At 54.7% G+C, this 11,496-nt stretch carries 12 protein-coding genes; 3 read left to right on the forward strand and 9 right to left on the reverse strand.

What is annotated here, in order from left to right; translation table 11 throughout:
- Window positions 1–715: 715 nt before the first annotated feature.
- From ACQKE4_RS14855 to nrdR, 8 genes are all read right to left on the reverse strand, one after another.
- Window positions 716–1,969, reverse strand: coding sequence for a DUF945 family protein (locus ACQKE4_RS14855; protein ID WP_427389141.1), 1,254 nt, complete (start codon window positions 1,967–1,969; stop codon window positions 716–718).
- 123 nt (window positions 1,970–2,092) lie between these two features.
- Window positions 2,093–2,566, reverse strand: coding sequence for a phosphatidylglycerophosphatase A family protein (locus ACQKE4_RS14860; protein WP_290832247.1), 474 nt, complete (start codon window positions 2,564–2,566; stop codon window positions 2,093–2,095).
- Complete coding sequence (gene thiL / locus ACQKE4_RS14865; protein WP_427389142.1) at window positions 2,563–3,552, reverse strand: thiamine-phosphate kinase; 990 nt, start codon at window positions 3,550–3,552, stop codon at window positions 2,563–2,565. The genes ACQKE4_RS14860 and thiL overlap by 4 nt, the downstream gene beginning before the upstream one ends.
- 36 nt (window positions 3,553–3,588) lie before the next feature.
- Complete coding sequence (nusB, locus tag ACQKE4_RS14870; RefSeq protein WP_427389143.1) at window positions 3,589–4,083, reverse strand: transcription antitermination factor NusB; 495 nt, start codon at window positions 4,081–4,083, stop codon at window positions 3,589–3,591.
- A complete protein-coding gene (gene ribH / locus ACQKE4_RS14875; protein ID WP_427389144.1) occupies window positions 4,080–4,562 on the reverse strand; it encodes a 6,7-dimethyl-8-ribityllumazine synthase in 483 nt (160 codons plus the stop codon). The genes nusB and ribH overlap by 4 nt, the downstream gene beginning before the upstream one ends.
- Before the next feature lie 4 nt (window positions 4,563–4,566).
- The gene (gene ribBA, locus ACQKE4_RS14880) at window positions 4,567–5,733 is read right to left on the reverse strand and encodes a bifunctional 3,4-dihydroxy-2-butanone-4-phosphate synthase/GTP cyclohydrolase II (RefSeq protein WP_427389145.1); all 1,167 of its coding nucleotides are present in this window, start codon (window positions 5,731–5,733) and stop codon (window positions 4,567–4,569) included.
- Between the two features lie 77 nt (window positions 5,734–5,810).
- The gene (ribD, locus tag ACQKE4_RS14885) at window positions 5,811–6,986 is read right to left on the reverse strand and encodes a bifunctional diaminohydroxyphosphoribosylaminopyrimidine deaminase/5-amino-6-(5-phosphoribosylamino)uracil reductase RibD (RefSeq protein ID WP_427389146.1); all 1,176 of its coding nucleotides are present in this window, start codon (window positions 6,984–6,986) and stop codon (window positions 5,811–5,813) included.
- A gap of 1 nt (window position 6,987) precedes the next feature.
- Window positions 6,988–7,476, reverse strand: a complete 489-nt coding sequence (nrdR, locus tag ACQKE4_RS14890; RefSeq protein ID WP_427389147.1) for a transcriptional regulator NrdR — start codon at window positions 7,474–7,476, stop codon at window positions 6,988–6,990.
- A gap of 213 nt (window positions 7,477–7,689) precedes the next feature.
- Here nrdR and ACQKE4_RS14895 point away from each other — a divergent pair, with 213 nt between their 5' ends.
- From ACQKE4_RS14895 to dsbG, 3 genes are all read left to right on the forward strand, one after another.
- Complete coding sequence (locus ACQKE4_RS14895; RefSeq protein WP_427389148.1) at window positions 7,690–9,456, forward strand: sugar phosphorylase; 1,767 nt, start codon at window positions 7,690–7,692, stop codon at window positions 9,454–9,456.
- Between the two features lie 135 nt (window positions 9,457–9,591).
- Window positions 9,592–10,407: a prolipoprotein diacylglyceryl transferase family protein gene (locus ACQKE4_RS14900; protein ID WP_427389149.1), complete on the forward strand. Its 816-nt coding sequence runs from the start codon at window positions 9,592–9,594 to the stop codon at window positions 10,405–10,407.
- A 68-nt stretch (window positions 10,408–10,475) separates the two neighbouring features.
- A complete protein-coding gene (gene dsbG, locus ACQKE4_RS14905; protein ID WP_427389150.1) occupies window positions 10,476–11,255 on the forward strand; it encodes a thiol:disulfide interchange protein DsbG in 780 nt (259 codons plus the stop codon).
- Window positions 11,256–11,268: 13 nt separating this feature from the next.
- Here the strand turns inward: dsbG and ACQKE4_RS14910 are convergent.
- The coding region (locus tag ACQKE4_RS14910) for a hypothetical protein (protein ID WP_427389151.1) at window positions 11,269–11,496 on the reverse strand (228 nt) is incomplete at its 5' end.

Below are 11,496 nucleotides of genomic sequence, written 5' to 3' on the forward strand. Positions count from 1 at the left end.
GAGCTTCAGCTCGCGAAGATTTAAGCACCTAGCCCGATTAACCTAAGGGGCGCCTGCGGCACCCTTCGCCCACTGGAAGTGGCCTCCTACAATGGTGTGGAGCCTGATTATTGCACTGGTGCCAATAGCGATTTGTAGGAGGGAGCTTCAGCTCGCGAAGATTTAAGCACCTAGCCCGATTAACCTAAGGGGCGCCTGCGGCACCCTTCGCCCACTGGAAGTGGCCTCCTACAATGGTACGGTGCTTGATTATTGCACTGGTGCCAATAGCGATTTGTAGGAGGGAGCTTCAGCTCGCGAAGATTTGGGCGCCTAGCCCGCTTAATCTAAGGGGCACCTTCGGCACACTTCGCCCACTGGAAGTGGCCTCCTACAATGGTACGGTGCTTGATTATTGCACTGGTGCCAATAGCGATTTGTAGGAGGGAGCCTCAGCTCGCGAAGATTTAAGCACCTAGCCAGCCGAACCTAAGGGGTGCCTGCGGCACCCTTCGCCCACTGGAAGTGGCCTCCTACAATGGTACGGTGCTTGATTATTGCGCTGGTGCCAATAGCGATTTATAGGAGGGAGCTTCAGCTCGCGAAGGGTTAAGCTTCCAGCCAACCTAACCTAAGGGGTGCCTGCGGCACCCTTCGCCCACTGGAAGTGGCCTCCTGCAATGGAACGAAGCTTGCTAAATGCACAGTGCCGAATGCCACTTATTGGCAATTATACTCAGGGCCATAGCTCGGGCATAGGCCGCCCATTCACTCGCCATATGCCGCGCACTACATCAAACTGCAGCTCGCGAGTACCAAGCGGCAAGCCGAGCCATAGCGCAGCAACAGTCGGTGCCTCGTGCCATGTGAAGTCACCATCAATGCGCTCGAACCATTTAGCACGCTCCTTTGCTTGACCCAAACTGACCACGCTGAGTTCGTCTAACCGACGGGCATCGAAGAATAGCGCGCCGTCAGCATCCAGCCGAATACCCAATAAGGGGCTTTCAATATCGACGGTCATCACATCTAAACGGGGGGAGTCACTAAGAATTTTACGCAGATCTGGCTCTAGGCGAGCAAGTAGACCTTCCGCTACAGGTAGGCTTGCATCTCCCCAGGCGGCTTCCTGGCGCAAACGACTAATCACATGACGAACCGCATCGGCGTTCAAACGGGAAAGCTCCATTTCAATGCGGCCATTAAGCAGTGGTGTGTCGGGGGCTTCAGAAGGCACCATGACATCACCAACCGTTAACTCTCCTTTCAGGCGCAGCTCGCTCTCATCTAACACCATGTAGCTATGCAGGTCTAAAGGTGAAAGTTGCATATCATAAGAGGGATAGTTCAACTGCAGCGTTTCGATATGCAGGTGATCGCGCTGGGCGAAGTGATAAGCATCATCAATATAGGTATAGCGGCTTTCAAGCACCGTTGGCCCAAGGGAAAGTTGGGCCATGCCATCGGTAAGCGTGAGTTGGTCCAATAGCGCACGCAAGCGCCAGTCACCGAATACGCCTTCTAAGCGCATACGACCACCACGGACGGCGAGCTCTCGACCATTTTGCTGAATCACGAAGGGTGCTAAGGCGAGGCGTAATTCGCTACGGCCGCTCAGGGTGTGATAGCGGCCTTGCCAGCGTGGTACAGACGGTGCGGTGACTTCACCCACGGCCTGCTGCAATACGGTATCCAGACGGGGTAGCACAGTGCCTTCCACGTCGGTACTTAAAATCCCGTGGCGAGCATTGTAGGTCAGCTCAAGGCGCCATGGGCGTCCTAATAGAGGCGATAGAATGAGCCTGCCTTGGGAGCTTAACCACCCTTGGCTGCTCTCTGTGCGGTTAACGCGCCACTCGCCGCGTGCTTCCAGGTCTTCTAATGCTTGGCGCAGGCTACGCTCAAAAAGAACGCTTGAGAGGAGCTGCGCTGCCATCCATACAACGGCGATAATCGCCAAGGTAGGGACAATCAGACGTTCCTTGCGCATGCCATCTCCTTGGAATTAACGCCTTGTAGCCAATGCACCAAAAAAATATCAGTTACGACTAATTTATACCCACAACTCACCACTTACCACTTACCACTTACCACTTACCACTTACCACACAGCCTAATGCAGCCAGAACCATAGATGCATGGTACTCCAGGCATAAACGCCGGCCATCACATCATCGATCATAATGCCAAACCCACCCGCCACCCGGCGGTCAGCCCAGCGTATTGGCCAGGGTTTAAAGACATCGAAGATGCGAAAGACAATAAACCCCCATAGCGCAGCTTCCCATGAAAAGGGCACGGCTGCCATGGTCAGCCAGTAACCGACAAATTCATCCCACACGATTCCTGAGTGGTCGTGAACCCCTAGATCGTGTGATGTTCTATCACATAGCCAAACGCCAACGATAAAGGCGACAAAACAAATACTTAAATACCACCCCAGGGGTAAATCCGCCATCATCCAATAGAAGGGTATGGCGGCTAGGGTGCCAAAAGTTCCAGGTGCCCAGGGCACCGTACCACTGCCTAAACCAAAGGCAAAAAAATGTGTTGGGCGACGCCAGACACTTTTCGGTGCACGATTCATGGCGCTTCCCCGTTAAAATGCTGCCAGCCCGCGTAGCTACCTTGCTCATCAATACCCGCGCCGCTAATGCCTAGTGCCTCTCTGCACTGCCCAATAACGGTTAAGTTTAGGCCTAACTGCGCTAGACGCTGCTGCGCTTTTGTTAGTTTTTCAGGCGCTAGTGTGATGAGCAGCTCGTAGTCATCTCCCCCCGAAAGTGCAGCCTGCTGAGCCGCTTTATGGCCCAACTGACGCTCTAACTCTTCCGCCAATGGCAGTGCCGCTAACTCTAGCACTGCGCCGACCTGGGAGGCTTCACGCAAATGGCCCAAATCCGCTAACAGGCCGTCGGAAATATCCAATGCTGCAGACGCTAACCCGCGCAGAGCGATACCAGCCGCCAAGCGCGGTTCAGGTAGTAGATATCGGCGCAGCAGTGGATGAGCTAAGTCCCGCTCACCCAGCTTCCAGAGTGCCAGTCCACCTGCCCCTCCCCCTAACGCGCCGGTGACTGCAATCAGATCCCCCGCTTGGGCACCACTACGGGTTAACGCTTCAGCTACCGGCACTTCGCCCATCACAGTAACGCCAATGGATAGTGCGCCAGAGGTGACATCACCGCCTACCAGCGTGGTGGCATGCTGCTGCCTAAGTGAGTGAAATCCGCGCGCATAGTCTGCTAGCCAAGCGTGAGTCGCCTCATCATTGGCAAACGGGCGCTGATCAAAGGTGAGTGCCATTAAGCACCAGCGTGAAGCCGCTCCCATGGCAGCCAAATCGCTCAGCGCAACAGCCAATGCACGATGACCCACTGCAAACGCTGGGGCATCATAGGGAAAGTGTACATCGACGACTGACGTATCGACGCTTACGGCTAGCTGTTGTCCCGCTTGCGGCACCAGTAGCGTGGCGTCGTCTCCACATCCTAGTGTGACGCCATTTGACGCAGTCATCGCCTCCTGCGATGACATAAAATAGCGTCGGATCAAATCAAATTCGGCAAGCACAAAGGCCCCTTAAACGCATCGCCATATCGCTCGCGTTCAGAGACGGCGAGCGCTGACCTCGGCACTTCGCAGGCGGATCGCCAGTTTATCGAGAATGCCGTTCACGTATTTATGGCCATCGGTGGCGCCAAATGACTTTGCCAGCTCAACGCCTTCGTTAATCACTACACGATAGGGTACTTCCATACGACGGGATAGCTCGTAAGCACCTAATCTGAGGATTGCTAGTTCAATTGCATCGAGATCTTCTAAGCGGCGGTCCAGCAGCGGAGAAATATCGCGATCTAGCTCTGCTTTGTAACGCACCGTGTTGTGTAAAAGCTCATGGAACAGCGCCTTATCGGCGATTTCCATCACTTTTACCCAGTTTTCATGATCTTCCAAGTCATCATCGGCGACCTGACTACGAAACTCAGCTTCAATAGTGGTGATGGATTTACCCGTCATATGCCACTGATAAAGCCCTTGCACGGTTAATTCACGTGCTGCGTGGCGACTCTGCTGGGCAGCCGAAGGTTTACGCTCGCTCATTGTGCGTCTCCCAGCGCGCGCAGCAAAGAGACCATTTCCATCGCAGCCATCGCGGCTTCAGTGCCTTTATTACCCGCTTTAGTGCCCGCACGCTCAATGGCTTGCTCAATGCTTTCAACGGTCAACACACCGTTGGCAATGGGCGTTTCAAACTCAAGCTGCAAATGGTTAATAGCCGTATTACAGCCACCTGCCACATACTCAAAATGAGGTGTACCGCCACGAATCACCGCGCCCAGCGCAATCACTGCATCAGGTTTCATCACCTTCAGCACGCGCTTAACCGCAAGCGGAAGTTCCCAGGCACCCGGCACATGCACAATGTGAATATGCTCGGCGTCGACACCATGACGGGTCAGACTGTCGATGGCACCTTCCACAAGGCTGTCCACCACATGGTGGTTAAAACGACCGACCACAATGACGTAGCGACCATCGACATCAACAAACGTACCTTCAACTTGAGAGAGCGAGTGCATCTATTTATTCCTGCTGAGAAGTTGGCTCATAGGCCGTGTCATTGGGCCCCAGACGCTCGACGACTTCTAAATCAAAGCCGGATAGCGCTGAGAATTTCCACGGCGAACTAAGTAATCGCATTTTACCGACGCCCAAATAGCGCAATATCTGCGAACCGGTGCCGATGGTTAAATAGTTACCGGCACCGTCAGAATCACTGCTGCGCGGCTGGCGCACGCGATCCAAGAAGATATCAAGCTGATCTTTTAAATCCTGATGGGGGCGTCCGTCATCAATCAGTACAAAGACACCAGGGGCGGAACCGGCAATTTCTTCAAGCGCGCGATGGGCATCCCATCGGCACTGATCACCTTTCATCAAGCCCATAACATCACGCAGCGTATCGGTAAGGTGTACACGTACCGTGGTCGGGCTTTCCGGCGTAGGCTGACCGTTCACAAGTGCCAAATGATGGGCACCTTGGATACGATCACGGAATACGTGCAGCGTCAGTTCACCATGGGAAGTCATCACCGATGACGCTTCCAGGTGATCCACGGTCTGTTCATTGACGATGCGGTAGTGAATCAAATCCGCAATAGTACCGATTTTAATATCGTGCTCTAGGGCAAACGCCTCAAGCTCAGGTCGACGCGCCATGCTGCCATCATCGTTCATGATTTCACAGATTACGCCACTCGGATCAAACCCTGCTAGTGCGGCTAGATCACAGGCTGCTTCGGTATGCCCTGCCCGACGCAACACGCCACCCGGCTCTGCCATTAGCGGAAAAATATGCCCTGGCTGCACGATATCAGACGGTTTGGCATGCGCCGCTACCGCCGCTTGTACGGTGCGCGCTCGGTCTGCGGCGGAAATCCCCGTAGTGACGCCTACCGTTGCCTCAATCGACAGAGTGAACTTGGTTCCAAAACCAGAGCCGTTATCACGTACCATAAGCGGCAGATTAAGCTGCTCACAGCGGGCCCGGGTCATGGGCATACAGATAAGGCCACGGGCAAAACGTGCCATAAAGTTGATATGCTCGGCCTGCACTTTTTCAGCGGCCATGATGATATCGCCTTCGTTTTCGCGATCCTCATCGTCCATGAGAATCACCATTTTGCCCTGGCGAATATCTTCTACCAGTTCGGCGATAGGGGCTAAGCCTCTCGATGAGGAGTGCGCCATGGAATCTCCAATAAGTGTTGTCATCATGAACGGTAGTAACAAAAGATTATCGCGTTAAGCAGAGACAATTTCGCGCGTCAGGGTACCTTGCTCTCGCTCAATGCGCTAGATGCGCTAGTCGCCTGAGGAGAGGCGATAATGCGCCAATCACTCCCCACCGCCCGCATATCATGAATGGTTAAACGCCGTTGATCGGCCATGCGAGACAGCCCAGGGAGTGCAAATAGTGGCCGTGCTTCACCGCCTAACAGAGTGGGCGCGACAAACAGTTGCAACTCATCGATCAGCTCTGCATCCAGCATGGCGCCCGCCAAGGTCGCGCCCGTTTCTACCAACAGCTCATTCACCTGTTCGTTTTCAGCTAGCCACTGCAGCATGAGGGCAAGATCAATACGCCCATCACTACCGGCAGGCAATACCAACACTTCTGCCCCCGCTTGGGTTAGCCGGGCGCGCTTTTCAGCCGAGTGGGCTGGCGTGGTGATCACCAGGGTGCGCCCTGGCTCGCTCAAACAGGCAGCCGCGAGGGGTAAGCGCAGCCGGGTATCTAAAATCACCCGCAGGGGCTGGCGACGAACGACGTCATCGGCGTTATCCAGCTTTAGTTGCTCAGCACGCAAAGTAAGCCGTGAATCGTCCATAATCATCGATTCTACACCGCTTAATATCGCGCTAGATCGCGCCCGCAGCCGTTGAACTTGGTAGCGTGCCTCTGGCCCGGTAATCCACTGTGACTCCCCAGATCCCATGGCGGTGCGGCCATCTAAACTCATTGCCATTTTTAAACGCACAAAGGGGCGCTGATCGGTCATGCGAGCAATAAACCCAGGATTTAGTCCCCGGGCATCGCTCTCTAGCAAGCCAACGGCAACCTCGATACCCCCTTCTTCCAACAGCTGTATGCCGTGGCCACTGACTTGAGGGTTAGGGTCTACCATCGCGATGACTACTCGCGATACCTTGGCTGCCACCAGCGCTAATGCGCAGGGGCCGGTGCGCCCAGTATGCGAACAAGGCTCAAGGGTAACGTAAGCCGTTGCCCCTTGGGCGAGGGCTCCCGCAGCATGTAAGGCGTGGATTTCTGCGTGAGGTTCACCGGCCCGCACATGGAAGCCTTCTCCGACAATTTGCTCATCGCGCACGATGACACAGCCTACCCGAGGGTTAGGGTCCGTGGTGTACAACCCTTTTTTGGCTAGTTGCAGCGCCCGCGCCATAAAGCGGTGGTCGGCTTGGCTAAACTCAGCACTCATATTATAGCGGCCCGCTCTTTTGAGAAGGCTCTTGAGTCGGCTCTTGAGAGAGCCGGTCTATTTCTGCTCGAAACTCGTCTAAATCTTGAAATTTACGATATACCGAGGCAAACCGAATATAAGCGACATGATCGAGGGTTTTCAGCGCATACATGACCGACTCACCGATATCGCGGGCATTGATTTCACGATCCCCTCGCGCTCGTAATGTTTGACGAATGCGTTCTACTGCCGCTTCAATGGCTTCAGCGCTGACCGGGCGTTTTTCAAGCGCGCGTAGCATGCCCGCCCGTAGCTTGGCTTCGTTGAAGGTTTCGCGTGAACCGTCGGACTTCACCACCCGCGGCATCACTAGCTCAGCAGTTTCGTATGTCGTAAAGCGCTCTTGGCAGCTTGCGCACTGGCGACGGCGTCGCACTTGGTCGCCATCGGCTACCAATCGCGAATCCGTCACTCGAGTATCGTTTGCACCACAAAATGGGCAATGCATGGCGGTCAACCTGTTGTCAGCCCGTGTCGGCAAGCCGCACGAATTAGCGTGTTATAACCTATCGTTAGTGTGTGCTATTAATGGCATTTAAAGCAGCCATAAGTGCCAAAAGCTACTATTGCTTAACATTTAAACGCGGTATCTACCTCGTATTGTAACGATTTGGCACACAAGCTGCAGCGTTTGTGGCAGATTGTTTATCAGGAGCCTCCTATGCCCCCCTTCGAACAAACGGTTCACCACTACCTTACCCACCTGTATGGGTCGCGGGCAGGCGAAGTACAACGGCGTTTAAATCAGCACCTTGAGCATTTTCTGTCACTTGCTCCATTTTCGTCCACCCCCATCACTGCTACCGACAATAATGCACCCTCATGGAGCGAAAAAGATCAGTGGGTGATCACCTATGGCGACTCGATTATTGAAGAGGGCGTGGCGCCATTAGCCGTTTTGAGTGACTTTTTACAAAGCCGCCTGGGGGATCACATCAGTGGTGTACACGTGCTGCCCTTCTTCCCGTGGAGCAGCGACGACGGTTTCTCAGTCATCCATTATCGCGAAGTTAATACTGAATTAGGTGATTGGTCACATATCCGTGAGCTTGCCGGACATTACGATTTAATGGCCGATCTGGTACTCAACCATGTCTCGCGGGAATCACTCTGGTTCGTCGATTACCTGAGCGGCAGCCTGCCCGGTCGCGACTACTTTATCGAAGCCGCTCCTGAGACCGATGTCTCTCAGGTGGTGCGCCCGCGCAGCAGCCCATTACTAGTGCCCATTTCTACCCGGCGCGGCACCCGTTACCTGTGGGCTACGTTTTCTGAAGACCAGCTTGATTTAAATTTTGAGAACCCGGATGTACTGCTGGAATTCGTAGGCATCTTGCTGTTCTACCTTGAACAAGGCACGCGGATTGTGCGTTTGGATGCAGTGGCGTTTTTATGGAAACGGCTGGGCACACCCTGTATTCACCTGCCAGAAACCCACACTGTGGTGCGGCTGCTGAGGGCGATTGTGGATCATGTGGCCCCTGGCACCCTACTGATTACCGAAACCAATGTGCCCCATCAGGAAAATATCAGCTATTTTGGCTTAAACCGGCTCCCGGAAGGCCCCCCCGACGAAGCCCATATGGTGTATCAGTTTGCCCTTCCCCCCCTGTTGCTGCACACCCTCACCCGAGGTGAAGCCAGTACTCTGCAAAGCTGGCTTTCCAGCCTGCCTGTGTTGCCTGAGCACTGCACCTATCTAAACTTCACCGCCAGTCACGACGGCATTGGCGTACGCCCGCTGGAAGGCTTACTGCCTGATCACGAAAGAGATGCGTTGCTGGAGCTAATGCACAAGTTCGGCGGCTTCGTTAGTATGCGCAGCAACCCTGACGGTAGCGACACACCCTACGAAATCAATATCACTTGGTTCGAAGCCATGCGCGGTACCCGTCGTGGGCCAGACCCGTGGCAGATCGCCCGCTTTCTATGTAGCCAGGCGATTATGCTCAGCTTGCAAGGTATTCCTGCGCTCTACATCCATACGCTAACGGGCACGCTTAACGATGTGGAAGGCGTTGAGCGCAGCGGACGCCTGCGCTCAATTAACCGTCGGCGCTGGCAGCGTAGTGAGTTAGATTTACTGCTAGACAGCCCCTCTACTCCCACCCACGATGTTTTTCACGCGCTAAATCGGCTGCTGGAGCAGCGCCGTCAAGAACCCTGCTTTCACCCCACCGCCGCTCAACGGGTGCTGGACTCTGCGCCGGAACTGCTGGCGGTGGAGCGTGGCCCGCTGCACGATGGACGCCGCCTGTTAGCTCTCTACAACGTCACCGACCTGCCGCTTCCGTTAGAGAACGCCGGAGAGGCCGTTACCCAAGCGCTGGAAAAACATGCCTGGCAAGCGCTTGACCCCAGCAACCCCTGGGTAGCGGAAGGAGCACTGCCCCCTTATGCAATACGCTGGCTGGTGACCCCCAGCTAACGCAGGCAGCATGTCTGGCTCTATTAAGCACAACACGCTGCGGCATAACGCCCCAGTGGCGTCACATATAATCCCCAAATAATGTTGTATTGAGATACTCTCACTACATCACTATTTCCGGGATTATGTTTGCTTATGCTGCAACAGAGTATCGCCCTTGGACCGATGGGCTTTAGTATCCACCAGCTATTGATTGGCTTGGCTTTTCTATTGGCACTGCTGGCCGGTGCATTGCTGGGTCGTCGCCACCGAGTTCCCGTGAGCGATACGCTATTCACGCTGTTATTTTTCGCCTTGATAGGGGCGCGCCTGATCTTCGTGGTGCGTTACTGGGGTGAATATGATGGTCTGCTCGACCGCCTGGACATTCGGGATGGCGGTTTTGATGTTGTCGGCGGTATTGTTATCGGTCTTGCCTATGCCGGTTGGGCGCTATGGCGTTCACCCCGCCAGCGCATGCCCCTCAGCGGCGCGCTACTGGTGGGCGGCCTGACGTGGGGGTTAAGCGCGGGTAGCGCACTGCTGATGGATCATCAGTCACGCCCACTGCCCGATGTGGCACTGATCACTCGAGAAGGCGAGCACATCAACTTACCGCAAATGTCGCAAACCAGCCAGCAGCCCATGGTGGTCAACCTTTGGGCCACCTGGTGCCCGCCCTGTATTCGCGAGATGCCGGTCTTTGAGGAAGCACAACAGCGTGAAACTGGGATTACCTTTGTGTTCGTCAATCAAGGTGAAACGCCAGCACACATTGAAGCCTTTATGGACGAACACGGGTTCGCGCTAGACAATGTGTGGCTAGACCCTCGCAATGCAGTTGGCCAGGCGACCGGTGCCCACGCCATGCCAACTACGCTCTATTACGATGCCAATGGCCAATTGGTCAATACGCACTTTGGTGAGCTTTCCAGCGCCACGTTGCAACGTGGTTTGGAGCGCTTGCGCTAGGCGGTTCTTTTACTGAGTCACTCCTGTATTTATTTCGATGTCGTTTATTACTTAATCAGGACGCTGTTATGCACTTAAATCGTCAACCTATCGTAACCGGAATATTCCTTCTCGCAGGCCTTTGGGGCACGTCTATTAGCTATGCCGATGACCTACCCGCCCCCGTTCAAGCACTAGCTGACCAGGGTTTGGAAATTCATGGCCAGTTTGATGCCCCCGGCGGATTACGCGGCTATGGTGCCAGCGTACAGGGCCAAGACATGGCGATTTACCTTACGCCTGATGGTGAACATGCCATCGTGGGCACGCTGATGGACGGCGAAGGCAATGACCTTACTGAAGCACAGTTAGACGAGCATGTGCGCGCCCCTCTTGAGGCAGAAACCTGGCAACTATTAGGCGAAAGCCATTGGATACAGGATGGCGATGTCAATGCACCGCGGGTGATCTATACGTTCACTGATGCCAACTGCCCCTATTGCCGCCAGCTGTGGCAGAACGTTCGCCCCTGGGTAGATGCCGGTGACGTACAGCTGCGTCATGTCATGGTAGGGATTTTAGCGCCTGACAGCCCAGGTAAAGCCGCCACCATTCTCGGCGCTGATAACCCTTCTGCTGCCTTGCACGCCCACAATCGCGGCGATGAAGTAGCGGCCAGCGCCCAACCGCGTGAGATTGAAGAGCAAGTGTATGCCAATAACCAACTGTTTGAAGAGCTTGGTTTGTATGCCACCCCAACCAGCGCTTTTCAGCGTGAAGCAGAGAATGGCACCATCCGTATTGATCGCATTCAGGGCATGCCAAGCGACGAACGGCTAATTGAAATGATGGGCAGTGAAGCGCCTTAAAAACAATCGCGAGCTAAAGCTTCTTCCAACAAATCGCTATTGGCACCGCGCAATAATCAGGCTCCACACCATTGTAGGAGGCCACTTCCAGTGGGCGAAGGGTGCCGCAGGCACCCCTTAGGTTCGGCTGGCTAGGTGCTTTAATCTTCGCGAGCTGAAGCTCCCTCCTACAAATCGCTATTGGCACCAGCGCAATAATCAGGCTCCACACCATTGTAGGAGGCCACTTCCAGTGGGCGTA

This window comes from Halomonas sp. NPDC076908 (genome assembly GCF_050269715.1).
Classification (GTDB): Bacteria; Pseudomonadota; Gammaproteobacteria; order Pseudomonadales; family Halomonadaceae; genus Vreelandella.